Genomic DNA, 25,022 nt, shown 5'->3' on the forward strand with positions numbered 1-25,022 from the left:
CTGGTAGCCAGCCGTTTACCACCCGCCAAAAAGCCTGCCCCCTCATGGGTCAGGCTTTTTGGCGTTGCCGATTGCCGGTTTTGGGTTGCCTACCTGCCGTAATTTTGGTTTATTACCGGCTTAAACGGAGCAGATCAACCTACCGGTTACGAGTTTTTTGCCCACTAGCCAACTTTTTTCTACTGACCAGGCTTATTGACAGGTCACCAATCCTACCAGCCATCTGATGGTCTCACCCAGTCATTTTCGACAGTCAGCCAACCGGAGTTGGTCGTCGTGGTTTCAACGCTCCGGACTACCTGCCGCCGATTCATATACCCGATTTGTTTTTATACAGCCTCATGAATTCTAACCTGAACGTTATTCTGGACGTCAGCATGCTGGGCATTGGCTTTTATCACAGACAGGCCAAGACGGGCGTAAGTCGCGTAGCCGAACAACTGCTTGATGGTCTGTGGCAGACCGACGACATCCAGCTTTCCCTGGCGGCTCCTACCCATCTGCCCGAAGCAATGCGCTACGCCCGGGCGCATTTTGGCCCATCAGCCCCCGCCTTCGTGAATCGCCCGGCCGAACGAACGGTAGCCAGGCTAGAGAACGGGGTACTGAGCCCGTTTCCTGTTGGCAGTGTACCCAGCAAAGCTATTCGGGCGGGCGCGTACAAGCTTCGGAAACGTACCGGCTCCCATACTGCCCGATTCGACACCCGGTCCTGGCAGGGCCGCATCTATCACAGCCCTTTCTACGAAATTCCGGAAGCCATTGCGCAAAGCCGGGCAGTACAGAGCGTCCAGACGATCCATGACCTGATTCCGATTTTTCATCCCGAATGGTTTCCCGCTGGCGATAACAGTGTGCGGAGTATGCTGGCCCGGCTGAACCCCCGAACCCATATTGTCACTATATCGGAAGCAACCCGTAATGACTTTTGCCAGCATACCGGAACAGACCCGGCGCGGGTAACTCCCATTCATCTGGCGGCCTCTCCGGCCCTGTTTTACCCCGTCACGGATCCTGACGCCCGGCAACGCGTTCGCCAGCGCTATCAGTTGGGCGATGCCCCTTACCTGCTTAGCCTGGCCACGTTCGAGCCCCGAAAAAACCTGGATCGGCTGATTCGGGCTTTTGTAACAACAGCACAAAGTGGTGATCTACCGGCCGAGGTCAAACTGGTACTCGTTGGCGCCAGGGGCTGGAAACTGGATCAGATTCTGAACGAACTGGCCAGTCACCAGGCGCTGCAATCCCGGATCGTCGTGACCGGGTTCGTTCCTGATGCCGAGCTGGCCTCCCTGTATTCGGGGGCAACGGGGTTTGTTTACCCGTCGCTGTATGAAGGGTTTGGACTGCCTCCGCTGGAAGCGATGCAATGCGGTTTGCCGGTTATCACCTCCCGCATACCCGCCATTCGGGAGGTAGTTGGCGAGGCTGCCCTGTACGTCTCCCCCACCGATACCGATGATTTATGCCAGGCTATGGTGAAGCTGGTCAGTTCGGATACCCTCCGCGCCGATCTGGCTCAGCAGGGCCTGCAGCGGGCTCGCCTGTTTTCGTGGAGCCGATTCGTAGCCGAGCATGTAGCCCTGTACCGGCGGATAGCAAGCTAATTTACCCGCTTATAAAAGAGACGGCCCACTCAATGAGCGGGCCGTCTGCTAAACACACCTAATTAAACAAATCCTGGTAGGCATGATTGGCACTAAGCTATACCTACGTTAAAAACTATCTCTTCGATTTCAGTAGACTAAAGCAATTCCGACTTTGCTCCCTCGATTTAACAGCTGATTTACCAAGACCGTTTCAGTCGGGTCTTATCAGACGAGTTCGTGCGTTCAGAGTCATCGGTACGACCTTATAATTTTCTTAGGCGCTGAGGTTCCGGTCTGCCTATGCCGCAAACCCGGCTTGCGCACCCCACCCATCTTTGATTCATCTCATTCTGTAGGGTGTATAATGATATAATATCAGGGAGGCACCAAATGTTTCAGTTGGCATGGCCCAAGAAAGACAGGGGTAGCAGCTGACGCACAGCCTGCTTCTTATCAGGTAGTATCGGGATGCGTGATGAGGTGTCAGCGCCCAAAACCCGGTGGAGCCCGGAGAGCGCCTTGTACAAGACGGCCTGTGATTACGTACCGGGTCGGCAAAAAATAATGGGTTCGGATTGATATGAGCAACGACCAGATTGGACCCGCTAAATAGGCGAATGAGCCGGACAGCCATTGCCCAACATGAACATCGGTCCGTTCATTCCAGTCCCGCCAGACGGCTGCCAATTCGGCTACGGGGCCGAAGCGGTCGGTCAGAAAATGGGTCAGCGCCGACGCCAGCCCTTCGTTCTGCCACGGCAGCGCACTGAAGCCTTCGGATGAGTCCGGGTTCAGAAACCGCTGATCAACACCCAGCAGGTAAATACCTCCGCGACGGTCGTACCCAATCGGCAATTGCCCCTGCTGTAGCCGCGTGGCAGCCGTCAGCAGATCACTTACCCGCAGATCGGGGCAGTCGTCACCCACAATGATAAGCTGGTTATAGCCCCTGGCCAGGGTTCTTGACATAGCCAGCTGAAGCTGCTCTCCGAACGGACGGGTGTAGTCGGCTGCGGTAAGCAGGGTACCCGATCGAACGCACACCAGACCGGCCGCCTGTATCTTGGCCCCGGTCAGTTCCGTCATACGCTCCCACAGCCGCTGGTTGCGAGCCATACGGCTTCCGGCCAGCTTCTTGCCAGCAGCCGTCCAGCACGCCGGGCGCGAGAACAATAAAACGGCTGTTGACAACGGAAAAACAGGCATGTGAACAAATAAAGGCCACAAATCAACGATGTAAATCTGTAAATTATATCATCTGCCCGACAAACCTAGGCAACGGTAGTTTATTCGCCTTCCTCGGCGGGTAACTTTCAGTTCGGCCTGACGTCAATCAAACTAAACATCGGCTATCTTTGCCCCGTTTTATTCCGTTCTTGTAACGAAAGGCGTAAGCCTGTTTTATGGAAGATAAGAAGCATTCAGACACCGTAACGGCCGCCGGTCTACTGGTGGCGATGGGTATCATTTACGGCGACATCGGCACCTCGCCCCTGTATACGCTTCGGGCTATTATCGGCGCCGATAATGTTATCCGGGCTGATGTTATATACGGCGCTTTATCCTGTATTTTCTGGACACTTACCCTGCAAACCACCGTCAAGTATGTGATCCTGATCCTGAGGGCCGACAACCGGGGTGAGGGTGGCATCTTTGCGCTGTACGCCCTGGTTCGTCGGCATGCCCGCTGGCTTACCTTACCGGCTATCATTGGCGGATCGGCCCTGCTCGCCGATGGGATCATTACCCCGCCTATCTCCGTGTCTTCTGCCATCGAAGGCCTGCGGCAGCTCTACCCCAACATAGAAACCATTCCGATCGTCATTGCGATTCTGACAATACTATTCCTGATTCAGGCCTTCGGCACCAGTGTGGTCGGTACGACTTTCGGTCCGATCATGCTGATCTGGTTTTCGATGCTGGCCGTGCTGGGTATTGCTCAGCTGGTACAGGCTCCGGGGATTCTGATTGCCCTTAACCCCTACTACGCCTGGTGGCTGCTAACTCAATACCCGGACGGATTCTGGCTGCTGGGATCGGTGTTCCTCTGTACTACCGGTGCCGAAGCGCTCTATTCGGACATGGGCCACTGCGGCCGCTCCAACATCCGGGTGAGCTGGGTGTTCGTCAAAACGGCCCTTCTCCTGAACTACTTCGGTCAGGGAGCCTGGCTGCTGAGCATCGAAGGGCAGAAGCTCTCCGAACGCATTCCCTTTTACCAGGTGATGCCCGGCTGGTTCCTGACAATTGGCATTGGCATTGCCACGATGGCCACTGTTATTGCCAGTCAGGCGCTGATTAGTGGGTCGTTTACGCTGATTAGCGAAGCCATCCGGCTCAACTTCTGGCCCAAGGTACGGCTGCGTTACCCCAGCGTTCAGAAAGGGCAGCTGTACGTACCCAGTGTCAATTTATTGCTCTGGGCGGGTTGCGTGGGGGTCGTTCTGTATTTCCGGGAGTCGAGCAATATGGAAGCCGCCTACGGGCTGGCCATCACGCTGACCATGCTGATGACAACCCTGCTGATGACCTACTATCTGTATACGCACAAATACCAGGCGTGGGGAGTAGTACTTTTTTTAACGGTTTATCTGGGTATTGAAGGGTCGTTCCTGATTGCCAACCTGATCAAATTCCCGCACGGAGGCTGGGTATCGGTATTCATCGGCGCTTCGATCGCCAGCGTGATGTACATCTGGCTACAGGCGTTCCAGATCAAACTTCGCCTGACGGAGTACGTTCGTATCGACCAGTACATTCAGGCCATCAAGGAGCTGAGCCGCGACATCAGCATTCCCAAATATGCGACCCATCTGGTATTCATGAGCAACGCGGCCCGTCAGTCGGAGATCGAATCGAAAATCATTTATTCGATCTTTCAGAAGCGACCAAAACGGGCCGATATCTACTGGTTTGTGCATGTTGATACGACGGATGATCCATATACGATGGAGTACAAGGTAAACACGATCGCTCCCGACGACGCCTATAAAATCACCTTCAAACTGGGGTTCCGGGTCGAGCAGCGGATCAATCTGTTCTTCAGGAAGGTAATCGAAGACATGGTGAAGAATAAGGAAGTGGACATCACCAGCCGCTACGAATCGCTCAGCCGGCAGAACGTAATCGGCGATTTCCGGTTCGTTGTTCTCGAGAAATTTCTGTCGTTCGAAAATGAGCTGCCCGCCCGCGAACGGCTGATCATGAACATTTACTTTACCATCAAGGGCTTCACCACGCCCGAAGACCGCTGGTTTGGTCTGGACAGCAGCTCGGTCAAGGTCGAAAAAGTCCCCCTCGTTATTCGCCCGGTCGAAAACGTGAAACTCAAACGCATTGCATCCTAACTACAGAACGACCGGGTGGAAGGGCAAACGAGCCCCGTACGAACCGCTCGTTTGCCCTTCCACCCGGTCATTTTAGTCAATTTTATGAAACTTCTCATCACCGGCGGGGCCGGTTTCGTTGGCTCCTCGATCGCCATCTCGCTAAAAAAGAACTACCCCAACTACCAGATTTTTGCCCTCGACAACCTCAAACGACGCGGCTCCGAGCTGAGTCTGGCGCGGTTGAAAGCGGCTGGTATCGAGTTTTTACACGGCGACATTCGCAACAAAGAGGACTTCGACGCCCTGCCTGCTGTTGATGCGGTCATTGAAGCATCGGCCGAGCCGAGTGTACTGGCCGGCCTCGACGGTACACCCGATTACCTCATCAATACCAACCTGTTCGGTACGGTCAATTGCCTCAACTACGCGCTCAAGCATAAAGCCAGTTTCATTTTTCTGTCAACAAGCCGCGTATACCCGATCAAAACGATCGAAACCTTAAACTTTGCCGAAGCCGAAACCCGCTTCGTGCTGACCGACGATCAGCCGGTTCCGGGCGTTTCGTCGAAAGGGATCGCCGAGAATTTCCCGCTCGACGGGGCGCGCTCGCTCTACGGAACAACCAAGCTAGCTTCGGAACTGCTCATTCAGGAGTACAACGAGTTTTACGGGCTGAAAACCGTTATTAACCGCTGTGGCGTCATTACCGGTCCGTGGCAGATGGGCAAGGTCGATCAGGGCGTCATGGTGCTCTGGATTGCCAAACATTACTTCGAACAGCAGCTGGCGTATATAGGGTACGGTGGCACCGGCAAACAAACCCGCGACATGCTCCATATCGCCGATCTCTACCGACTGGTGGACTGGGAGCTGCACAACCTCGACGCCGTCAACGGCGAAATACTGAACGCCGGCGGCAGCAACGAAAGCTCGGCTTCCCTGCAGGAGCTGACAGCGATTTGTCAGGAAGTAACGGGCAAAACCATTCCCATCAACGCCGTAACCGAAAACCGGGCCGCCGACATCCGGCTTTACATCACCGACAACACCAAAGTAACGAACCTGACCGGCTGGAAGCCCGAATTAGGTATCCGCGAGATTGTCACCGACATCCACGACTGGTTAGATAGTAACAAGGATGCACTGGAGCCGATATTGAAGTAATACGTATATTTTTCAACACCTTATTCTCTTTTCGTAAAAATGACCTAGCAAATCGGGTCATTTTTCATTTATACACATGTGTGTCAATAGCTTATCCCCCTTATTAATGAATTATATAATTATAAAGCCGTATAATGTATACATAAATTGGCTATATTGACAGACTACTTTTAGCAGATTGTAAAATGACAGTTGAGTCTCTTTGGAGTCAGGTTTCTGAAAGTAAGCTACAAAAATTACTAATGTTGAAGCTTGTAGCAAAAAATGGTCAAAAAGACTTGAAGCCCAGTCGTTACATTGTTTTTCTTGACACACCCATGAAGGATGATGGAACTGACAATGATGAAGTAGCTGGTGATGGCATCTACACTTCAGTCGAGACAAAGGCAGTTAGTGCCGAGGAGCCAACCTTTCAGTACCTATACGCTAGTAAGGAGCTTCAATCAAAAGCAAGATACAGTTGGCCAAAACTGACCATAAAGTGTTCCGATTTCTGCCTTGTATTTAACGGACAGAAATGCTGTGGTCAAACTTGTTCAAAAGGCTCCATTTTTGGTGACCACGCCTACGTCTGTATTGGCGGCTGCGGTTGCAGTTCTGAATTTTCCTGGTAGAAATTATAATACCATTGATGTCAATGCTTAATGCTAGCATTGACATCAATGGTATTTGTAAAATACTGCGTTCATGGATACCTTAATACAATTGCTCAGTGTATGTAGGTTAGCTCTAATTACACTATTTTTGCATTTTTCATCAACAGCTATTAGTGGAATAGTTATCTCTTTGCTAACAAGAGACAATATAGGGTCTGTATATTTAGAGTTATTAGCTAGAACATTTGTGGAGGTATTTTTTGCAGTAATTATCTTGTTCTTATATAACAAAAAATATACTAATAATATATATCAACAAATAAGTATAGTAAATATTAACAAATGTATTAACGTATCAGCAATAGCTACTGGCTTTTTCTTGTTTAATATATTTGTTATGTGGGTTTTATGCATCCAAAAATCCATATCAATCAACCAAGAAATGAATGTTATAGATTTTTTCATATTTATGGTTCGAAGCATAGTTTTAGGTTTAAGAGGCTCCTTACTGGAAGAAATAATTTACAGGGGTTTTCTACAAAAAAAACTTATGAGTTATTCTTATAGGCTTAATTCTATTATTGTAAGTTCGTTAGTATTTAGTACAAGTCATCTAATCGGCATACAATCCTTTACTGAAGGGCTTTGGACATTTGTCGACGTCTTTCTATTTTCTGTAGTTGTTGGCACCATATTCATCAAATATAATAGTTTCGTATATAGTTTTGCTTTTCACTGGATATGGAATTTATTTATCTCCATGCACTGGGTATATGGAGATTGTAATTTACCAAAAAAAGACTATTTGTTTAGAACATACATATACTGTGATAATTATTTATCTAATTTTGAATTCCTTAAACAAGCACCTATTACATACATACTCACCTCCTTTGCCTTCCTTTTTATATTAAATAAAAACCTAAGAGCATGTTTAAAAATTGAGAAAGTTTGATAATCGTGTCAATTTTGTGGTCGACAAACTACAGAGCCATGACCAAAGGGTGGAAGCCACTGACCGACTCTCAATGGGCCGTAATCGCTCCGGCGACAGCAAAACGGCAAAGCTAAACAGCTCAAGCGCATCAAACCGGGCTTTTTTAATCCACCAGGCGGAGGCCCTATCCATGTACCTGGCTTCGAGTGGATGGGGCTATTACTGGCGGGCTTGAAGAGCCACCCTATGGTTGCCTTCTTTCGCTGGTATACCACCTGGGTTGAGTACGCGCAAGACCGCTTAAGAGTACGGTCGACCTTGTTAAGCCAAGCGGTCAGCGCCTTTGGCGGGCAACTCTGGCCTGTCTTCGACCAGGTTTATGCCGGTAAACGCTGGCTGGGGGAGCTACTCACCCAACGGGTGGGCTCTGTCCTACGCTGGCCTACACGGTATCAGTTGGTCGATGACAAGGGTCGGCGAGCGGCCTGGCAGATCGCCCGGCGCCGGACCGCCCAAGTGCGTCGCCGGGTGTGGGATACCCATCACCAGCAGTGGCGGACAGGAGCGGCCCTGGCGCTGGCCGTGAATCATCCGGATTATCCTGATGAAGCGCTGTGGCTGGTTGTCTGCCGGCTGGGTAAAGGCAGGAAGCCCTGGTATCTGCTGACCAATTAGGCCTGTGATCAGGCGGATGTGCTGTGGTCGGTTGTGCTGGCCTACGCGCGTCGGTGGCAGATTAAGGCCTGCTGGCGCTTTTCCAAGAGTGAGTTGGCTCTTCAGTCACCCCGGCTATGGTTCTGGGCTAACCGGCTCAAGCTGATGATGATGGTAGCGTTGGTGTATGCCTTTTTACTGTCCTTGCTGATAACCAACCAACACTCTTACCGCCTGGTTTTGATGCGAAGTTGGTGCCATCGAACCGGAAAGCGGTGCCAGTCTGCACTGACACCGCTTTATCGGCCACGAGCCGCCTTGGCTGCTCTGCTCACTACCTACCAAGTCATCACTCAAACTTCGGGATGACTCATGTAACAATCAATTACCTCCTGTCCTCGACGCTGTTGATCCAGTCTGGCAGTCCTGTTTCTGCAAGCCAGCTGTAGCTCTCCTGAAAAAACAACGCGATATGGGCGGTATCGGCGGCCTCTGAAATAGGCAACAGCGCCCCCTGCCAGTCCGGCCCGACGCGCCACTGGCCTGCCGAAAGCGCCGGTGCGGCCCCGAACCCGACGGCTTGCCCACGCTGGTAGCCCGACAGGTAAAAATAAGGTTCGCTGCACACCGAATCGGCGATGGCGTAGCCGGCCCAGATGGCTGCTTTTTCGCGTCCGTCGGGGTCGGTTTGGGCGTAGTACACACCCGTGTCGAAGTGGTGCGGCCAAATCCGAATGTCGCTCTCCCGACCGCTCCATTCGTTCAGGGTCTTTAACGCTGCGTTGGCGGTTGTTCGCCAATGCGCCCAGGTCAGCAACTCAGCGGGGCGTTTGTAAACGGCCTGTGCGGCAACGGGCGGCTGATCCAGCTGGTAGTTGAGCGGGTTACCGCCAGCCATACCCCAGGCCTGCATCTGACTCGTCCACCAAATCAGGGCGTCGGCCGGGGTTCGGTTTTCGGGCGAGAAGGTTGCCGAGATATGTTCCCGTTCGTCGATGAACTGCAACGTAAACGTGTTCATGTCAATGACCAGCCGTAGCTGGTGCCCGTTGTGGGTAAAGGGCCGGCCTTCGAGCCGGTGCCGGTCGCTGTTCCAGCACAGGTTCGTCTGGCTGTCGTCGGGTCGGGACGGCAACCACTGCATAGCCGTCAGCGCCAGGAGCTGGGCGAGGCTGTGCAGGGTCTGGTCCGCCTGGTTTACCGCATTCATTGGTACGACCATTGGGGCAGTGGCGCGCTGGCCGTTACACATTGAGCAAAGCCGGGTCGGTAATCCGGATCTGGCTACGGTCGTATTCCAGCATGCCCGCCAGCCGAAACTCGTTGAAAAGCTCGGTAACGGTTTGCCGGTTGCTGCAAATCATCCGGGATATATCCTTGTGCGAAAGGTAATTGGTAAGCACATTTGGCTGGCCCGGCTTGGCGTCTTTGTCGGCCCACTCTTTCAGAAACAACCGCAGCCGCGTCCGCACATCCTTGAACATCAGGTTGGCGTACCGATTCTGAAGCTGCCGAAAACGCAGGCCAATCAGTTTGGTATACCGGATGCCGAGCGCCGGGTTCTGCCGCATGATCTGTTCAAAATCAGACACCAGAAAGCTACAGAACGTAACATAATCGGACAGCACTACGGCGTACTGATTGCTGGCGTGGGGGGTCAGGGTAAACTGACCGAACAGATCGCCCGGCCGCAGAATCTCAATCAGTTGTTCGTCTCCGTCATTGTCCAGCTCAACCAGCTTCAGGATGCCCACTTTAATGGTGAAAATACGTTTTTCTTCCTGCGGAAGGGTAATCACGTCGCCTTTACGACCGGTACGAAAGTGGCTGAGGTAGGTCAGTTCATTCAGGTGATTACGTGACAATTCATCGAAAAGCTGATGATTGTGTAAGTACCAGTATTTTGCTTCAAAAGTCATAATGAAGATCGGTTAACAGCTGAGCTGGTTGCCTGCCAGACACGTACCGGCAAGACATACAGCTGCATCTGGTTTAGTAATCGGTTCAAACGGCAGGGCTTACCCTTCCCGTTTCAGTTTGCCGTGCATGGCGTGGCGGAGCTTCTCGACTTTGGGCATCGATACGCGCTGAATATAGGGCTGGTCAGGATGCCGTTTGCAGTAATTCTGATGATACCGCTCGGCGGGGTAAAACACGGCGAAGGGGACAACCTCCGTTACGACCGGGCCAGCGTAGTGCTGAGCCGCATTGACCCGCTGAATGGCCGCCAGAATCTCCTGCTTCTCGGCGGGAGTGCGATAAAACGCCACTGACCGGTAATCCCGCCCCACATCGGGCCCCTGGCGGTTAAGCGTCGTTGTCGGTCGTGGCCCGCAAAAAATGCGTCCAGCAAATCGTGGTAGCTTATGAGGTCGGGATTGTAGTACACCTGCACCGATTCGGCATGACCCGTCTGGTCGGTACTCACCTGCTGATAGGTCGGATTGGCTACGTGACCGCCCGAATAGCCCGACACTACCTCTCGAACACCCCGCAGCTGCTCGAAGCCTTCTTCCTGCGCCCAGAAGCAGCCACCCGCAAACGTGGCGACGGCTTCGCCGGGTTTAAGCCTGGGCAAACCCGCCGGTGCTGTGTCCGGCTCCTGGGCCCAGCCCGGTTGACTCACGAGCCAAAACCCCAGTATAATTAATTGTCTAAGTCGCATGGTATAAGCCGTTCATGGTTTTTTGACAAATTCCAGCGCCACCCCGTTTATGCAATACCGCAGACCGGTGGGCGCCGGACCGTCGTCAAAAACATGCCCCAGGTGAGCATCGCACACGGCGCATTGCACTTCGGTCCGAACCATGCCGTAGCTGGTGTCACTTACGTCTTTCACGATGGATTTACTGATCGGTTTGTAGAAACTGGGCCAGCCGGTTCCTGACTCAAATTTGGTGTCGGAGCTAAAGAGCGGCTCGTGGCAACCCGCGCAGCGATATACGCCATGCGCATGGTTACTGGCCAGCGCGCTCGTAAAGGCGCGTTCGGTTCCGCGGTTGCGCATGACGGCGAACTGAGCGGGCGTCAGTACCTTCTGCCACTCAGCCTCGGTCTTTTCGTACCGCCGGGGCGGTTTACCATCGTAGACGCTATAGGCTACCGGCCCAAAAGCGGATGCCAGCAGCCCGACAAAACCGATCAGGAGCAGTACGGCTAAGCGTTTCGATATGAGTTGTCGATGCATGATGTATGGGTTTGTTCATGGAATTAATACAATACCGAGACGGGTAGCAGCGCGCTTACCTGATCGGCAATGTCGTGCGCCACGGCTCGCTTGGACTTCAGCCCGAAGCGGTGGATCGCGCCATTGCGATGAATGAGGGTTACCTGATTGGTGTCGTGGCCAAAGGCAGCTCCGGCATCTTTGAGCGAGTTGAGGACAATCAGGTCGAGGTTTTTACGAACCAGTTTGGCCCGGGCGTTAGCCAGTTCGTTGTCGGTTTCCAGCGCAAAACCAACCGTACATTGATCGTCGCGCTTCCGGGCGCCGAGGCTGGCCGCAATGTCGGCGGTCCTGACAAGCTCCAGGCTAAAGTCCGGCTCTTTCTTCTTGATTTTTCGGTCGGCTACTACCTTAGGCGTGTAGTCGGCCACGGCCGCAGCCAGTACCGTGATGGCGGCCGTTGGGAAGTGGTCCAGACAGGCTGCGTACATCTGGGCCGCCGAGCGAACGTGCACCACCTGGATGGTTGGATACGCAACGGTCAGGTGGGTAGGACCGCTCACGAGCGTTACGCTGGCCCCGCGTTCGGCCAGCACGTCGGCGAGGGCGTACCCCATTTTGCCCGTCGAATGATTGCTGATGTACCGGACCGGATCGATGTCTTCCTGGGTGGGTCCGGCCGTGAGCAGGACGTTCAGGCCGGTCAGGCTTGTGTTGATGGGTGCAAATAAAGAGTCCATTCGTTTGTTGGTTATGCGTGTTTGATGGCGCCAGGCCCGTGAGACCAGGCGCTTATTGTTTATCGTGCTGAGTCCGTTTCCAGATGCCGACGGCTTCGCAAAGGGTCATATAGGCGACACCCCGCTGGTGGTTTTCGCGGCTGATGTCATACAGCACACGCCAGTGGTGAAACAGCACCCGGTAGGCCTCCCACAGCGAGAAGCCGGGCTGGTAGATGTGTGCGGGTTCGGCACCGGCCCCGTTCAGCTCGAGAATCCGGATGTGCCGACCGGCGTACAGATCAGCCACAGTCCGGCAGCGCAGATCGTATCGGCCATAATAGAACCCCTCAATGGGCTGGCTGATGCGATCGAATACGCGGGTTAGCTCAGGCGTGATGAGGTGGTTGGCATCCAGAAATTTGGTTCCTTTGCTGTGGTTGCCGATAGACACCAGCGTCATCAGTTCGCCCGGGGCCGGTATCTCATGGAACCGGTTACCGTAGCGGGCCGTCAGGGCGGGTAGCTGCAGAATGGCCCGCTCGTTTTGTCGGATGAGGGCTTCGATGCAGTCGCGTCCGTTCCCCCGAATGGTCAGGAATTCTTTCTGAACAATCGACGAAATTACTCCCTGTAGCTGCCCGGGAAACCGGTAGTAAAACACGCCCAGTTCGAGTGGTTCGTCGACATATTCCTGAATCAGAAAATCGCCGGGGCTGCTCTGGCTGTAGTTGACCAGGCTCTCCCAGTCCCCGATCGTCTCGACCCGCCAGCCGCGTTCGCCCACGTTGGGTTTGGCAATTAAGGGGTAGGTCAGGCCCTGATCGGCCATCTGCGCAAAAACGGTATCGAGCTGGGTGGAGGCCGAAACGAACAGCGTCTTCGGCTTGAATTCGGCGCTGATGCGGTCCAGAATACCGGCCTTCGACTCACCCAGCAGCCCACCCGTTTCGATGGATGGGTTGGCAGCCGAGAAGAAAAATAGCGACCGGGCCCTGATCGACAGCCAGATGTGGTAGATGAATACCGGGAAATACACCACCGCAAACGGCCAGTACTCCCACGACCGCAGGCGGATAAAAAACGGGGTAGCAAGCCGCAGCCGGGCTAACCGGGCCCGCAACGGTTGCCCGAGCGAGGCAGACACCCCGGGGCGTTGGTCGAGTGAACTAAGCGATTGCATAAGCGGGTCGGATGGTTTGCTGGCTGAACGTAGACTGCGTAAAATCTTCGTAGATAAACTCGGCGTCCCCGTCCTGCTGCACGATGCTCGTCAGGCTGATGGTCAGCAACGCATGCTGCCGATTCATACGGATACTGGTTTCGGCATCACCATCACCGGCCGACTGGTGAAAATGCCGGATGTCATCAACCGTCGGGTTGGGGTGTTGCGGTAGCCAGTCTCCAAACCAGCCTTCGCGCTTCTTGATCATGTCGGGCGTGTAGAGGGTCACCGACGACCAGATGTGGGCGCGGTTGGGGTCTTTTTCGTGCGTGAACAGCCGCTGTCCAGTCCAGCGGAGTTCGGTCAGACGCTCTGCTTCGGCAACCAGCAGGGTAAACGGTTCGATGTGGCCGAAGTCGTAGGCGGCCGAGAACGCGTTGATGGACGGATAAGTGAAGAAGTGCGGAATAACCAGCCCCCGGCTCTGTTTATAGGCCGGTTGCACCTGGTGCGGCACGAAGGCACCGTTGAGTAGGCAAACGGTGGTTCGGGCTGAGCTGGCAATCCAGGTACCCTGGCTCTGCGGGTCCTGCGGGAAGATTACGGCCTGGTCGCCAATCGAAAACGCTTTGGGTGGGCGCGCGGTCGGCCGAATCGCTTTCTCGTCCCGGCTGTGAGTCAGGATAAAGCCGTTGGTGGTAAGGGGTACATAGGTGGCGGTACACATAATCGGGCTGCTTGATTACCTGTTTTATAGTCAAGCAACGTACCAGCCTTTGCACGAAGCCCAAACAACTGGTTTACAGTTGTTTGGGCTTCGTGATTTTGCATAGACCAGCCAGGCCGGTTACGATATTTCGTGAGATTTCCGGCAGGCCGTAACAGGCTACGGCAGAATGGCATTCTCGGCAACCTCGCGCCAGCGGTTTAGATCAGCCTGAACACTGTCCAGTTTGGTGCTGATGGTCTGGATGGCGATGCGGCCCAGTGGTAACCGCAGCGGTGGGTTATCTATCCGGGCGATGTGGATAATGGCTTCGGCCGCCTTCTCTGGGTCTCCTTCCTGCTGGCCGTTCCCCTGTTTCATCCGGTTACGAAAGAGGCCCGCCGTTGGCTGATAATCGGCAAGTTGACGCACGGCTTCCCGGAAGGCGGTACCGGCAAAGTTGGTTCGGAAGGGGCCCGGCTCAACAATCGTCAATCGAATACCCAGGGGAGCCAGCTCGCCGGCCAGGGCTTCGCTGAGTCCCTCCAGCGCAAACTTACTGGCGTTGTAAATACCAAAGCCCGCAAACGCTTTAAAACCCCCGTGCGACGACATTTGAATGATGTGCCCGCTGCGTTGTTGCCGAAACTGGGGCAGCAGCAGCTGTGTCAGGGCGATTGTTCCGAAGAAGTTGGTTTCGAACACGTCGCGAATTTCCTCGTCTGACGCTTCCTCCACGGCACCTGCAAACCCGAATCCCGCATTATTGACCAGCACATCAACGCGGCCGAATTGCGTCAGAACCATGCGTACAACCGCTTCCCGCTGCATCGGCTGGGTTACATCCAGCAGCATCCCGATTCCTTTACCCGCGTTTGCTGCGCTGAATGCATCGGCCTGGGCCTGCTGACGGAACGTACCGATCACAACGTCTCCGCTGTTCATCACCGCTTCGGCCAGGGCCTGCCCTAAGCCACTGGATACGCCCGTGATGAACCAGATTTTGAGTTGATCGCTTGTCTTCACTGCTTCAGCAACTCGATTTGACAGCTAATTCTGACCGTCTCTCCAACAGCCAGACCGCCAAAATCCATGATATTGTTCCAGGTCATGCCCCAATCCTTGCGGTTGATAGCGCCCGTTACTTTAAGCCCCGCTTTGGTGTTGCCAAACGGATCTTTCAGTACGATGCCCATGAACTGAACATCCAGTTCAACGGGTCGTGTGATGCCCAGCAGCGTTAGGTCGCCAGCCATTTTGTACCGATTTTTCTCCACGACGCGCATACCGGTGCTGACGAAGGTCATTTGCGGATGTTTTTCGGCGTGGAAGAAGTCGGCCGAGCGCAGGTGGTCATCCCGCTGCCTGTCCAGCGTATCAACGCTGCTTACATCAACGTGCATCGTCACGGTGGCATCCGAAAAGTCGTCGGATTCGGCCGCAACGGTTCCATCATACCGGGTAAAATGGCCTTCGGTTTCGGTGATGCCGAAGTGGGTAACGGAGAAGCCAATTTTGCAGTGTGCGGGTTCAAAAACCCATTTTGTGCGTTGTTCCTGTTGTGTCATTATGGTAGTTATTTGACGGACACAAAGGTATCCTGCCCCTACCCGACGGGGTTAGAACGGGACTTACTTTACCCGGTACTTTTCGGACATTGTCTGTTTGAAGGCAGCAGGTGACAGCCCCGTTTCGCTCTTGAAAACGCGGGCGAAATAAGACGAGTCGAGAAAGTTGAGCTGCGTGGCTACTTCCGTAATGGTCAGGTCGGAGAAGGTAAGCAGGCGCCGGGCCTCCAGCATACTTCTCGACCGGACAACGTCGCTGGCCGTTTTTCCGGTTACCTGTTTACAAACCACGTTGAGGTGGTGTTGCGTAATATTCAGCTGGTCGGCGTAGAAACTAACCGGCCAATTCTGGGCGAAGTGCTGATCGAGCAGGTTCTTTAGGTTCTTGTACAGAATCACGTATTTCCGGGACGATGCCTGTTCTGTCTGGCCGTCGACGCACCGCTGAATCTGGGCGAGCAACACGTGCAGCAGCGACTGCCCGATGGCGGTTGACCGGTCGTTTCGGCTCTGTTCCCGGCAAAGCAGGTCAATGGTATGCCGGATGTCGGCAAAGTTTCCGGCGCTCGGCTTCAGCAGTGGATTGGCATAGAAGTTATCCAGAAAACTCAGCTCGAACAGCTTATCCTTATCCTGATGATTGAGCAGAAAAAAACTCTCGGTGAACAGGATACTTCCGCCCGTGAGCGGCTCCCACTCTTCAAAAAAATGGAGCTGCCCCGGTGAGATGAAAAACAGCGATTGCGGGCTTAATTCATAATCGGTGTAGTCGATGGTCTGACGACTTTTTCCCGAATCAATCCAGATAACTTCGTAGAACGTGTGTTTGTGCGGATCATCAACGTCGGGCTCCTCCATCTGCTCAAACCGCAGAATCTCGAACTCAGTCCGGTTCTCGGGCTGGTTGATAAAGTGACCAATGGAATAGAGTGGGAAAGTAGTTTGCATAGTACGGTGGCTGGGTGCCTAGTTTTTTCAGGCGCGGGTTCAGCGTGGCTGGCGCGCGGGTCAGGCCGTCTCTGCCTCCGGTTGAGAAGCGTCTTGTGTAGCCGGTCTGTGTTTTCTGCGGTTCGGTCGGTTAACTTAGCGTTTCACCGGTTTGGGAGTCGATCTGTTGTTGGCTAACGCTCCCAGGCTGCTGGTTGTCAACCGATGGATAAAGAACCACTAATCCTGTTTATTGAGCAAATCCTGCCCATCTCCCGGGCAACGGTCGAACGCATAGCCAACCAGTTTGACGATAATGTGTTTGCCAAAAATGAGTACTTCGTCCGGGCGGGTAAAGTCAGCAATGACTATCTGTTCCTGACCGATGGCGTTATGCGGGCCTTTACCCTCGATACCGACGGCAGGGAAGTGACCACCGGATTTTACGTTAAAAACCGGGTCGTGTTCGAGGTGTCATCGTTTTTTATGCGTCGGATTTCCGACGAAAACATTCAGGCCCTGACCGACTGCCGGGGCTTTGTGCTGACCTTCGACAAGTTAAACCAGCTATTCCATACCATGCCCGAATTTCGGGAGTTTGGGCGGGCGATGCTGGCCCGGGAATTTGCGGCCTTCAAACAACGCACGCTGGCCCTGATTAACCAAAGCGCCGAGGAACGCTATGCCGATCTCATCCGCACCAACCGGGAGGTCTTTCAATACGCCCAGTTGAAGCACATTGCTTCGTACCTCGGCATTACCGACACATCGCTGAGCCGAATCCGGCGCGAATACGCCAAAAAGGGCTGACCCATTTCTTGCCATTTGGCAAGTACGTTCTTTTCATTTGCGAAGCTGCGCCCAGCCTTAGCCCGCGTCCTTTGTATCGTAAACAGACACGATTATGATACAAAGGAATGAGCCAGTATTGATAACGTCAGCGACGGGAAAAACGGGTTACGAAACCACCCTTCAGTTGCTGAACGACGGATATCCCGTCCGGATCTTTGTCCGATCCCGCAACAAACGGGCGCTGGAACTGGAAAAACGCGGGGCCGAGGTGGCCATCGGTGCGTTTAGCCAGTACGAGTCGCTGGCGAAGGCGCTAAAAGGCGTCAGGCGGGTGTACTACTGTTACCCGATCATGCCTGGTATGCCGCAGAACGTAGCCCTGTTTATCCGGGCAGCCAGGGAAGCCCAACTGGAGGCCGTTGTCTTTATGGGACAGTGGCTGGCCGAATTTGCCGATCAGGAAAGCCGGCTCACCAACGACATTAAAACGGCTTACCAGCTGCTCGAAGACTCCGGTCTGCCTGTCATCTATTTCAATCCGGGATACTTTGCGGAGGTGGTTATCCCGTTTCTCGAATTTATTATTCAGCTGGGTATTATGCCTTCGCCGTACGGGGCCGGGAAATGTCCCTGGGTTTCGAGTCGGGATCTGGGGGCGGCAGCTGCGGCTTTGCTCAGGAATCCGGCCCCCTACGTCGGCCTGAAAATACACCCGACGGGTCCGGAGTCGGTTTCGGCGGAGCAGATGGCGGCTGTTTTTTCCAGAATCCGTGGCCGGAAAGTCAGACTCCTGCCCCTGCCCGACCAGCTGTTTCTGAAAGCCGGCTTCATGACCGGAGAGGAATTCGGCTATGACGCGTTCAGCATTGTTCAGGCTAATTGTTACAACCGGCAGTTCCGACTAAACCGATTCGATGTGGGCGGGCCAACCACCGTCGTTAAGGAACTGACCGGCCGCGAACCCGAAGATTTTGAGACCATTGCCCGCCGGTTCATCGAGCAGTCGCCCTACCGACAACGCAGTTTCTCCCGCTGGCTCTCGGCCGTCACGAAGTTTATGACAATGCCCTTTACAACCCTGCCCACCAAACGGCAGCTTGCCGCGTTGAACCAACCCTGAGCGCAGCACCACCGCATGCCCCTCAACCATCCTCTGGTTGCTTTTGGTTGGCAACTTTGTCCTGTCGGCCGCCACGTCGAAATCCTGGCGTAAACGACCGGGGGCCACTGTCTACGGCCGCTGGATACCCAGTTTTTTCATGCGCGAGTCCAGCGTGGTTGGTATCATCCCCAGGATTTCGGCGGCTCCGTTTTTGCCGCTGACTTTCCAGCGGGTGTGCTCCAGCACGGCCAGGATATGGTTGCGCTCGGCTTCTTCCATGGTTATGAGTCCGGTGGGTTTGGGAACCGACTGTTTCCGCCGGAGCCAGTCGCCGAGTTCCAGTTTCCGGCCCGACGAGATGATCAGTGAGCGTTCGACGACGTTTTCCAGCTCGCGGATGTTGCCCGGCCAGTGGTACTCCATCAGGGTATCGATCACGTCTGGTGGAATAACGTCGATCTGGCGACCAATACCGGGGCCGTGTTTGGTGCAGAAGTGGCGGACCAGCAGCGGAATATCTTCTTTACGCTCGCGCAGGGGCAGGCTTTGGATAGGGAATACGTTGAGCCGGTAGTATAAATCTTCCCGAAAGCGTCCGTCGCTGATTTCTTTGTCCAGATCACGGTTGGTGGCGGCAATGACCCGCACGTTGACTTTGAGGGTTTTTGTGCCCCCCACCCGCTCCAGTTCACCTTCCTGCAACACCCGCAGCAGTTTAGCCTGCAAATCGATCGGCATTTCTCCGATCTCGTCCAGGAAAATCGTTCCCCCGTCGGCCAGTTCGAAGCGACCGATTTTCTGGGCGGTGGCCCCGGTGAACGCGCCTTTCTCGTGGCCAAAGAGTTCACTCTCGATCAGGGTGGCGGGCAGGGCAGCGCAGTTGATTTTCACCAGCGTTTTGTTCCGGCGGCTGCTCCGGTTGTGCACGGCCCGCGCCAGTAGCTCCTTGCCCGTACCCGATTCGCCCAGAATCAGGACCGACGTTGTGGTGGGGGCAACCTGCTCGACCTGCCGGAGCACCTTCCCGAAGGCTTTGCTCTGACTAACGATTTCCTCGAAGTTGCTGGTCTGCTTGATTTCTTCGCGCAGGTACGTATTCTCGGCCTGTAGCTTGTTCTTCAGCTGCTCGACTTCGGCCAGTGCTTTCGAGAGCGACTCGGTTCGTTCGGCAACGCGTTGTTCGAGCAGGGCGTTGGCAACCTGCAGTTCGCGCTGCAACCCGCGCAGGGCCAGGTGCGTGTTGATGCGGGCCAGTACCTCCTGCAGCTGAAAGGGTTTGGTGATATAATCCACCGCGCCCATGTTGAAGCCGTTGACCTTATCGATCGTTTCGGCCAGGGCCGTCATGAACAGCACCGGAATAGCCTGCGTGGTGTCTGCCCGTTTGAGTCGGCGGCAGGTTTCGAAGCCGTCCATGCCAGGCATCATCACGTCGAGCAGGATAAGATCGGGCTGGGCCAGCTGCGCCTGCTCGATGGCACTTTTGCCGTCGCGGGCCACCAGCACTTTGTACTTGAACCGGGTCAGGGTTTCGTACAACACGCTGATGTTGTTAGGCATGTCGTCTACGATGAGGATGGTGCGGCCGGTGCCGATGCTGTCCATGTCGTCCGTAGCCGCGTGGTTCGTAATGAGCGCGCTCATACCGTTTCTAAACAGGTTTGAAGGTATTTTTTAATCCGGCGCGTATCGAACTCACTGGCGGCCTGTCGGATCTGGTCGGCAAACGGCTGGTGGGCCGGGTTGGCGTTTTCTACCTCCGCAATCATCGTCAATACCCCCTGAATATCACCCAGGCGGGCCAGTTCATACAGCGCTTCCAGCTGGGTCGGTTCGGGCAGTTGCGTCGGCGCGCCACCCGCCTTTGGCGCGGCTGCCGGGTCCGCGCTGGGCCGGGTTTGCCACGTCAGGTTGAGATGCCTGCCGATTTTGGTCAGCAGCGAATCCAGCTGAACGGGTTTGGGCACGAAATCATCGAATCCGGCCTGCTGGCTCCGTTGCTTATCCTGCTCAAACACCTTCGCCGAAAACGCAAACACGGTGGCCTGACTCGTAGCCGGATTGCTTCGAATCTGCTTCAGGGCGCCAAACCCATCCAGATACGGCATCACCAGATCCAGCAGCATCAGGTCCGGTTGGTGCAGCATAGCCTGCTCAACGGCTTCGCGACCGTTGCGGGCTTCGATAACCGTAAAGCCTAAGGGGGACAGCAGGTTGGTCAGCACCGAGCAGTTTTCCCAGCCGTCGTCGGCCACCAGAATCGTTCGGCGCGCCCCTTCGTACCCAATGATCGGCTGATCGGACTGGGTGCTCTGCCCCAAAGCGGGGGCACCGGTGGCCTCGGGCAAGGTCAGCGACAGCCGGAACTGGGTACCCTGCCCCGCCTGACTCGATACGTACAGATCGCCGTTCATGAGCCGGACCAGCTGGTCGGTGATGGACAGGCCGAGGCCGGTGCCCTCCACAAAGTCGTTCGATTCGCGGATTTGCTGAAACGGCTGAAAAATACTGGACAGTTGTTCGTTGGCAATGCCCACGCCGGTGTCTTCGATCATGAAGCGGATGGTGGGGGACGGTGTTTCCGGACGGGCGTGATCCAGCCGGTCGGGGTTCCACTCGGCCCGGAACGTAATTGTACCCGTTGGCGTAAACTTCACCGCGTTTCCGAGCAGATTCAACAGCACCTGCCGGAGTTTACGCTCGTCGCCTACCACCCATGCCGGCAGGTTGTCAGACAGGTGCGTCTCGAATCGAAGCCCCTTCTGTTCGGCCCGAACCTGCGTTTGCTGCGCAATATGCTGCAACAGCTCGGGCAGGTAGAACACCTCCGACAGCACGTCCATCTTGCGGGCTTCGATCTTCGACAGATCCAACACGTCGTTGATAAGCGAGAGCAGGCTCTCGGCACAGTCGTGCATGATTTTTACGCCTTTCTGCTGGCTTTCGGTCATCATCGGATCCCGTTTGAACAGCTGGGTATAGCCCAGAATACCGTTGAGGGGGGTGCGTAGTTCGTGGCTCATCGTTGCCAGGAAATCGCTCTTGGCCCGGTTGGCAGCTTCGGCTTCTTCCTTGGCTTCGGCCAGTTCGCGGGTTCGCTCGATGACGGTGGCTTCGAGCTGCTCCTGAATACGCAGCAGCCGCTCTTCGGCCACCTTACGGGCAATTTCGGCCCCCGAGCGGGCAGCCAGTACCCGCAGAATACCGATGTACTTGTGGTGGTCGGCCATCGGGCGGGTGTCACTCACCGACAGGTGGCCAACTACTTCACCCAGTTTATCGTAGATCGGCACCCCCAGGTACGATTCGAGGCCGACACCTTTACTAAAATTGTCGGCTACATCGGTGGGAAAGTACAAATCGCGGCCCTTCATGACAATGTCGCAGGGCGTACCGGCCAGATCGTATTCGACGTTTTCGTGCAGCGCATTATGTACGCTGAAGGCCAGGGTCCGGACGCGGGTCTTTTCGACGTTGGTGCACTCGGTCACCATCGCGAACTGCACGTTCAGCGTGGTAGTCAGTTGCTGCACCAGCGACTGAAAAAAGTCGATGCCGATGTTGGCAGCCGTTCCTTCCGAGATTTGGCGGAGCGTATCGTCCAGCTGCGAGCGTTCGGTCACGTCGCGCACGAAACAGCACAGGTATTCCTGTTCGTCGAGCTGGATAAAGTTCATGCCAATCTCAGCCTGTCGTAGCGTCCCATTCTGCCGGAGCTGGCTCATCTCCAGCGTCAGTGTCTGCGCCTGTTTCAGCCGCTGCCATAGGTCGGCGTATTGCTCCTGGCTGTAGTCGGGGTGAATGGCACAAAAATGCAGGGTGCTGAATTGGTCAGGGCCATAGCCCAGTTGCCGGCAGACCGCTGCATTGGCCCGCTTCACCTGACCGCGCTGGTCGAAAAGAAGAATGGGTTCCAGGGCGTTTTCGACGGTGAAGTGCGACAGTCGAAGCACCTTGGGGGAGATGACAGCGGTTTCGTTTTCCATCATGATCGGGTGAAAAGTCGTTGCGGTATGCCGTTGACCGGCTCATACACGATAAGTACGCCTGCAATTCCTGGTCCGAATGGCCCGCTGGCCGGGATTAACAGCTATATGAGCCAGATTGGGCCCTTTTGCGCCATACTCATCACGGGTCTGACACATAACGGGCGGGTAAGTCCCGGTCATTTCGTGAAAGTTACGAAATATCGGGACTTACCCGCTGGCAAGGAAGCGTGCTCTCTGCGCGTTTTAGGCGTTTTCCGGCCAGTGAGCGCGTTTTTGGCCGGCCTGGCACGGCTGGAACGGTATTTGGCAATTGAGTCAGGGAGTTTGCGCCAAGCACTCGACCATCAATCGTCAAAACAAGATCATGAAAACGCTTTCAATACTGTTCATCGCTTTCGCCTTTTTTATGCAGCCGAGCCAGGCCGGGTCGGGCCTGGTTCAATCGGACCCGACTGTTCGTAAAAAGCACTTCAACCTCGATAAAGGGGTCGCCATTCAGGGCTACGATCCAGTGGCTTACTTCACCCAGAACAAGGCCGTAAAGGGGTCGGCCGCCCACACATTCACGCACAGAAATGTAACGTACCGCTTCGCTTCAGCCGCCAACCTGAAGGCGTTTCAGGAGAACCCCGGCCAGTACGAACCGCAATATGGTGGCTGGTGCGCCTACGCCATGGGGGCCGCGGGTGAAAAAGTTGAGGTCGACCCCGAAACCTTCAAAATCACCGACGGTAAGCTTTTCCTGTTTTACCACACCTTCATCAACAACACCCTCACCAAGTGGAACAAAGACGAGCCAGCGCTGCACCGGAAAGCCGACGCCAGCTGGTCGAAATTCATCCAGTCCTAACACAATTCGTAAACCCCTTATCAATCATGAACACCATCACTCTTTATGTCCTTTGGGCCGCTCGTTTGCTAGCCGCCATCATCCTGCTCCAGACGCTGTATTTCAAGTTTGGCGCACAAGCCGAATCCGTGTACATCTTCGCCAAGCTGGGCGTCGAGCCCTGGGGCCGCATCGGGTCGGGCGTTGTTGAGCTGGTTGCAGCTCTACTCATCCTGATTCCCCGCACGAGCTGGATCGGAGCCAGTATTGGCCTGGGCGTCATGGCGGGCGCTATCCTGTCGCACCTGACGGTGCTGGGTATCGACATTCTGGGCGACGGCGGGTATCTGTTCTTTCTGGGGGTCGTCGTGGCCGTAAGCTGTGTCGTTATCCTCCTCCTGACCCGTCAGCAGTGGGTGCCCATCGTGTTCACTCTACTGGGCAACGCCCCTGGCAAGAAAACCGTCGGGGGAGCCCGCGTCAGGCAGTTTATGTAAACGCAGCCGCCTGGTATAGCCGTAGTGCCTCATCAACAAACACCTCATTCATTCACCCATCCGCTTTTCTTACCATGTGTCTGAAATCTGCCAGTACCGACATTATGATGCAACTCGCCGACGTAATCGGCCAATTAACCGATCATGACTACGCCCGCCCACTGTCCGTACTGTCGGGAAACACCATCGGCAAGCACGTCCGGCACATTCTGGAATTCTACGAACTGCTGGTCAACAGCGCCCGGACGGGCCTGCTCAACTATGACCAACGGCAGCGCGACCTGCGGCTCGAAGTAAACCCCGACGAAGCCATCCGGCGCATTGGCTCGATCGACCGGTCTATCCAGCGGCTCGATCTCAACCAGTACCTGCAGCTGGAAGCCGACCTGTCGGTGGCGGGCGCCGAGACCATCCGGATCCCGTCGTCGTTTGCCCGCGAGCTGCTCTACAATGTCGAACATGCGATTCATCACATGGCGTTGATCCAGGTTGCAGTTATGAACGCGTTCCCTGACGTTGACCTACCCCCGCATTTTGGAGTAGCCTACTCGACAGTACAGCACCAGTCTCATTGACCACCCACAACTCCCCGGCCGGTCAGATTACCAGCCTGACAATGGAACCGTACAGAACTGACAATCAAGCCCCATGCTCCTGCTCTTCTTCATCGTCAGCGTCATTAGTTTCGCCGGGTCCATGCATCCCGGCACGGTTAATCTGGCCGTGGTACAGACGACGCTAAGCCAAAGCCGGCGCGCCGGGCTGTGGCTGGCCCTGGGCGGCAGTCTGCCCGAGATCGGGTATAGTGGGCTGGCGGCCGGTGGGCTAATGCTCATTCCTGCGCAGTCCTCCTGGACGGTCGTTCTGGCGTATGCGCCGATTCCGGTGCTGCTGGGCGCTGGCCTTGCCGCCTTTCGGCAGAAGCCCGTTGTGCTGAGCGTTGCGCCGACCAATGGGGTATCGCTGCCGTTCTGGAAAGGGATCGCCCTGGGTGCCACGAACCCGCAGCTACTGCCTTTCTGGTCGGCGGTGTGGCTTTACCTGAGTCAGGCCACCATTGGCAGCCACATGCTGGTGCCGGCCGGGCAGTTTACCAGCCAGTGGGTATTTGCGCTCGGAACGGCCGCGGGTGCCTTTGGTTTGCTGGTCGGTCTTGTCTGGCTGGCCGACTGGCAGCGGCACCGCCTTTTGCGGTACCTGAACGGCCCGTGGATCAACCGGCTAACGGGTGGGCTGTTTATCGGCATGGCGATCTGGCAGCTGGTTCAGGCCGTCATGTAAGTGCGGTCAAAG

Annotated in this window: 24 protein-coding genes and 1 pseudogene; 12 read left to right on the plus strand and 13 right to left on the minus strand. The window is 55.2% G+C overall.

Annotated elements, in window-relative coordinates; translation table 11 throughout:
• Positions 1-341: 341 nt before the first annotated feature.
• The gene (locus tag EQG79_RS04500) at positions 342-1,607 is read left to right on the plus strand and encodes a glycosyltransferase family 4 protein (protein ID WP_077919072.1); all 1,266 of its coding nucleotides are present in this window, start codon (positions 342-344) and stop codon (positions 1,605-1,607) included.
• A gap of 465 nt (positions 1,608-2,072) precedes the next feature.
• On the opposite strand, the gene EQG79_RS04505 is transcribed toward EQG79_RS04500, so the two are convergent.
• Positions 2,073-2,705: a DUF2064 domain-containing protein gene (locus tag EQG79_RS04505; RefSeq protein WP_165358834.1), complete on the minus strand. Its 633-nt coding sequence runs from the start codon at positions 2,703-2,705 to the stop codon at positions 2,073-2,075.
• Positions 2,706-2,992: 287 nt separating this feature from the next.
• On the opposite strand from EQG79_RS04505, the gene EQG79_RS04510 reads away from it, so the two are divergent.
• The 5 genes from EQG79_RS04510 (at position 2,993) to EQG79_RS04530 (ending at position 8,290) form a co-directional block, all read left to right on the plus strand.
• Positions 2,993-4,936, plus strand: coding sequence for a KUP/HAK/KT family potassium transporter (locus EQG79_RS04510; protein WP_077919074.1), 1,944 nt, complete (start codon positions 2,993-2,995; stop codon positions 4,934-4,936).
• Positions 4,937-5,020: 84 nt separating this feature from the next.
• Positions 5,021-6,082, plus strand: coding sequence for an NAD-dependent epimerase/dehydratase family protein (locus EQG79_RS04515; protein WP_129600235.1), 1,062 nt, complete (start codon positions 5,021-5,023; stop codon positions 6,080-6,082).
• Positions 6,083-6,267: 185 nt separating this feature from the next.
• Positions 6,268-6,696 carry a choice-of-anchor X domain-containing protein gene (locus tag EQG79_RS04520; RefSeq protein ID WP_129600237.1) on the plus strand — a complete coding sequence of 143 codons (429 nt, stop codon included), beginning with the start codon at positions 6,268-6,270 and terminating at the stop codon, positions 6,694-6,696.
• Positions 6,697-7,147: 451 nt separating this feature from the next.
• Complete coding sequence (locus EQG79_RS31595; RefSeq protein ID WP_394343299.1) at positions 7,148-7,633, plus strand: CPBP family intramembrane glutamic endopeptidase; 486 nt, start codon at positions 7,148-7,150, stop codon at positions 7,631-7,633.
• Positions 7,634-7,861: 228 nt separating this feature from the next.
• The gene (locus EQG79_RS04530; RefSeq protein WP_129600241.1) at positions 7,862-8,290 is read left to right on the plus strand and encodes a hypothetical protein; all 429 of its coding nucleotides are present in this window, start codon (positions 7,862-7,864) and stop codon (positions 8,288-8,290) included.
• 364 nt (positions 8,291-8,654) lie between these two features.
• Here EQG79_RS04530 and EQG79_RS04535 read toward each other — a convergent pair whose 3' ends face one another.
• From EQG79_RS04535 to EQG79_RS04580, 10 genes and pseudogenes are all read right to left on the minus strand, one after another.
• Entirely contained in the window at positions 8,655-9,479 is an 825-nt protein-coding gene (locus EQG79_RS04535; RefSeq protein ID WP_240699269.1) for a hypothetical protein, read from the minus strand.
• Positions 9,480-9,513: 34 nt separating this feature from the next.
• Positions 9,514-10,188, minus strand: coding sequence for a Crp/Fnr family transcriptional regulator (locus tag EQG79_RS04540; RefSeq protein ID WP_077919077.1), 675 nt, complete (start codon positions 10,186-10,188; stop codon positions 9,514-9,516).
• A gap of 99 nt (positions 10,189-10,287) precedes the next feature.
• Positions 10,288-10,934: pseudogene (gene msrA, locus EQG79_RS04545) on the minus strand (peptide-methionine (S)-S-oxide reductase MsrA).
• A 12-nt stretch (positions 10,935-10,946) separates the two neighbouring features.
• The gene (gene msrB / locus EQG79_RS04550) at positions 10,947-11,456 is read right to left on the minus strand and encodes a peptide-methionine (R)-S-oxide reductase MsrB (protein ID WP_129600245.1); all 510 of its coding nucleotides are present in this window, start codon (positions 11,454-11,456) and stop codon (positions 10,947-10,949) included.
• 23 nt (positions 11,457-11,479) lie between these two features.
• The gene (locus EQG79_RS04555; protein ID WP_129600247.1) at positions 11,480-12,175 is read right to left on the minus strand and encodes a phosphopantothenoylcysteine decarboxylase domain-containing protein; all 696 of its coding nucleotides are present in this window, start codon (positions 12,173-12,175) and stop codon (positions 11,480-11,482) included.
• A 52-nt stretch (positions 12,176-12,227) separates the two neighbouring features.
• Positions 12,228-13,337 carry an ATP-grasp domain-containing protein gene (locus EQG79_RS04560; RefSeq protein ID WP_129600249.1) on the minus strand — a complete coding sequence of 370 codons (1,110 nt, stop codon included), beginning with the start codon at positions 13,335-13,337 and terminating at the stop codon, positions 12,228-12,230.
• Positions 13,324-14,046: an NRDE family protein gene (locus tag EQG79_RS04565; protein WP_129600253.1), complete on the minus strand. Its 723-nt coding sequence runs from the start codon at positions 14,044-14,046 to the stop codon at positions 13,324-13,326. The genes EQG79_RS04560 and EQG79_RS04565 overlap by 14 nt, the downstream gene beginning before the upstream one ends.
• A 159-nt stretch (positions 14,047-14,205) precedes the next feature.
• Positions 14,206-15,051, minus strand: a complete 846-nt coding sequence (locus tag EQG79_RS04570) for an oxidoreductase (protein ID WP_129600256.1) — start codon at positions 15,049-15,051, stop codon at positions 14,206-14,208.
• A complete protein-coding gene (locus tag EQG79_RS04575) occupies positions 15,048-15,593 on the minus strand; it encodes a YceI family protein (protein ID WP_129600260.1) in 546 nt (181 codons plus the stop codon). The genes EQG79_RS04570 and EQG79_RS04575 overlap by 4 nt, the downstream gene beginning before the upstream one ends.
• Before the next feature lie 63 nt (positions 15,594-15,656).
• A complete protein-coding gene (locus tag EQG79_RS04580; protein WP_077919083.1) occupies positions 15,657-16,541 on the minus strand; it encodes an AraC family transcriptional regulator in 885 nt (294 codons plus the stop codon).
• Positions 16,542-16,745: 204 nt separating this feature from the next.
• Between EQG79_RS04580 and EQG79_RS04585 the strand changes: the two genes are divergently transcribed.
• Both EQG79_RS04585 and EQG79_RS04590 read left to right on the plus strand, forming a co-directional pair.
• Positions 16,746-17,330: a Crp/Fnr family transcriptional regulator gene (locus tag EQG79_RS04585; RefSeq protein ID WP_129600263.1), complete on the plus strand. Its 585-nt coding sequence runs from the start codon at positions 16,746-16,748 to the stop codon at positions 17,328-17,330.
• Between the two features lie 94 nt (positions 17,331-17,424).
• Positions 17,425-18,432, plus strand: coding sequence for an NmrA family NAD(P)-binding protein (locus EQG79_RS04590; RefSeq protein ID WP_129600266.1), 1,008 nt, complete (start codon positions 17,425-17,427; stop codon positions 18,430-18,432).
• 111 nt (positions 18,433-18,543) lie between these two features.
• Here EQG79_RS04590 and EQG79_RS04595 read toward each other — a convergent pair whose 3' ends face one another.
• Together EQG79_RS04595 and EQG79_RS04600 are read right to left on the minus strand one after the other, a co-directional pair.
• Positions 18,544-20,058: a sigma-54-dependent transcriptional regulator gene (locus EQG79_RS04595; RefSeq protein ID WP_394343291.1), complete on the minus strand. Its 1,515-nt coding sequence runs from the start codon at positions 20,056-20,058 to the stop codon at positions 18,544-18,546.
• On the minus strand, positions 20,055-22,403 hold the full coding sequence (locus EQG79_RS04600; protein WP_240699270.1) for an ATP-binding protein: 2,349 nt from the start codon (positions 22,401-22,403) through the stop codon (positions 20,055-20,057). Before EQG79_RS04600 ends, EQG79_RS04595 begins: the two co-directional genes overlap by 4 nt.
• 364 nt (positions 22,404-22,767) lie before the next feature.
• Between EQG79_RS04600 and EQG79_RS04605 the strand changes: the two genes are divergently transcribed.
• From EQG79_RS04605 to EQG79_RS04620, 4 genes are all read left to right on the plus strand, one after another.
• A complete protein-coding gene (locus EQG79_RS04605) occupies positions 22,768-23,253 on the plus strand; it encodes a YHS domain-containing (seleno)protein (RefSeq protein ID WP_077919088.1) in 486 nt (161 codons plus the stop codon).
• Between the two features lie 26 nt (positions 23,254-23,279).
• A complete protein-coding gene (locus EQG79_RS04610; RefSeq protein WP_077919089.1) occupies positions 23,280-23,729 on the plus strand; it encodes a DoxX family protein in 450 nt (149 codons plus the stop codon).
• Between the two features lie 74 nt (positions 23,730-23,803).
• Positions 23,804-24,304 carry a BAR domain-containing protein gene (locus EQG79_RS04615; protein ID WP_129600270.1) on the plus strand — a complete coding sequence of 167 codons (501 nt, stop codon included), beginning with the start codon at positions 23,804-23,806 and terminating at the stop codon, positions 24,302-24,304.
• Between the two features lie 73 nt (positions 24,305-24,377).
• Positions 24,378-25,010 (plus strand): LysE family translocator, encoded by a 633-nt coding sequence (locus tag EQG79_RS04620; protein ID WP_129600273.1) that lies wholly within the window; start codon positions 24,378-24,380, stop codon positions 25,008-25,010.
• The last annotated feature ends 12 nt before the right edge of the window (positions 25,011-25,022 follow it).

This window comes from Spirosoma sordidisoli (assembly GCF_004138325.1).
GTDB classification, from domain to species: Bacteria; Bacteroidota; Bacteroidia; order Cytophagales; family Spirosomataceae; genus Spirosoma; species Spirosoma sordidisoli.

Bases quoted from the DNA above. Each gene is read 5' to 3' on its own strand.
- EQG79_RS04500 (WP_077919072.1), top strand. From the start codon at position 342: ATGAATTCTAACCTGAACGTTATTCTGGACGTCAGCATGCTGGGCATT.
- EQG79_RS04505 (WP_165358834.1), bottom strand. From the start codon at position 2,705: ATGGCTCGCAACCAGCGGCTGTGGGAGCGTATGACGGAACTGACCGGG.
- EQG79_RS04510 (WP_077919074.1), top strand. From the start codon at position 2,993: ATGGAAGATAAGAAGCATTCAGACACCGTAACGGCCGCCGGTCTACTG.
- EQG79_RS04515 (WP_129600235.1), top strand. From the start codon at position 5,021: ATGAAACTTCTCATCACCGGCGGGGCCGGTTTCGTTGGCTCCTCGATC.
- EQG79_RS04520 (WP_129600237.1), top strand. From the start codon at position 6,268: ATGACAGTTGAGTCTCTTTGGAGTCAGGTTTCTGAAAGTAAGCTACAA.
- EQG79_RS31595 (WP_394343299.1), top strand. From the start codon at position 7,148: ATGGTTCGAAGCATAGTTTTAGGTTTAAGAGGCTCCTTACTGGAAGAA.
- EQG79_RS04530 (WP_129600241.1), top strand. From the start codon at position 7,862: ATGGTTGCCTTCTTTCGCTGGTATACCACCTGGGTTGAGTACGCGCAA.
- EQG79_RS04535 (WP_240699269.1), bottom strand. From the start codon at position 9,479: ATGAATGCGGTAAACCAGGCGGACCAGACCCTGCACAGCCTCGCCCAG.
- EQG79_RS04540 (WP_077919077.1), bottom strand. From the start codon at position 10,188: ATGACTTTTGAAGCAAAATACTGGTACTTACACAATCATCAGCTTTTC.
- msrB (WP_129600245.1), bottom strand. From the start codon at position 11,456: ATGCATCGACAACTCATATCGAAACGCTTAGCCGTACTGCTCCTGATC.
- EQG79_RS04555 (WP_129600247.1), bottom strand. From the start codon at position 12,175: ATGGACTCTTTATTTGCACCCATCAACACAAGCCTGACCGGCCTGAAC.
- EQG79_RS04560 (WP_129600249.1), bottom strand. From the start codon at position 13,337: ATGCAATCGCTTAGTTCACTCGACCAACGCCCCGGGGTGTCTGCCTCG.
- EQG79_RS04565 (WP_129600253.1), bottom strand. From the start codon at position 14,046: ATGTGTACCGCCACCTATGTACCCCTTACCACCAACGGCTTTATCCTG.
- EQG79_RS04575 (WP_129600260.1), bottom strand. From the start codon at position 15,593: ATGACACAACAGGAACAACGCACAAAATGGGTTTTTGAACCCGCACAC.
- EQG79_RS04580 (WP_077919083.1), bottom strand. From the start codon at position 16,541: ATGCAAACTACTTTCCCACTCTATTCCATTGGTCACTTTATCAACCAG.
- EQG79_RS04585 (WP_129600263.1), top strand. From the start codon at position 16,746: ATGGATAAAGAACCACTAATCCTGTTTATTGAGCAAATCCTGCCCATC.
- EQG79_RS04590 (WP_129600266.1), top strand. From the start codon at position 17,425: ATGATACAAAGGAATGAGCCAGTATTGATAACGTCAGCGACGGGAAAA.
- EQG79_RS04595 (WP_394343291.1), bottom strand. From the start codon at position 20,058: ATGAGCGCGCTCATTACGAACCACGCGGCTACGGACGACATGGACAGC.
- EQG79_RS04600 (WP_240699270.1), bottom strand. From the start codon at position 22,403: ATGATGGAAAACGAAACCGCTGTCATCTCCCCCAAGGTGCTTCGACTG.
- EQG79_RS04605 (WP_077919088.1), top strand. From the start codon at position 22,768: ATGAAAACGCTTTCAATACTGTTCATCGCTTTCGCCTTTTTTATGCAG.
- EQG79_RS04610 (WP_077919089.1), top strand. From the start codon at position 23,280: ATGAACACCATCACTCTTTATGTCCTTTGGGCCGCTCGTTTGCTAGCC.
- EQG79_RS04615 (WP_129600270.1), top strand. From the start codon at position 23,804: ATGTGTCTGAAATCTGCCAGTACCGACATTATGATGCAACTCGCCGAC.
- EQG79_RS04620 (WP_129600273.1), top strand. From the start codon at position 24,378: ATGCTCCTGCTCTTCTTCATCGTCAGCGTCATTAGTTTCGCCGGGTCC.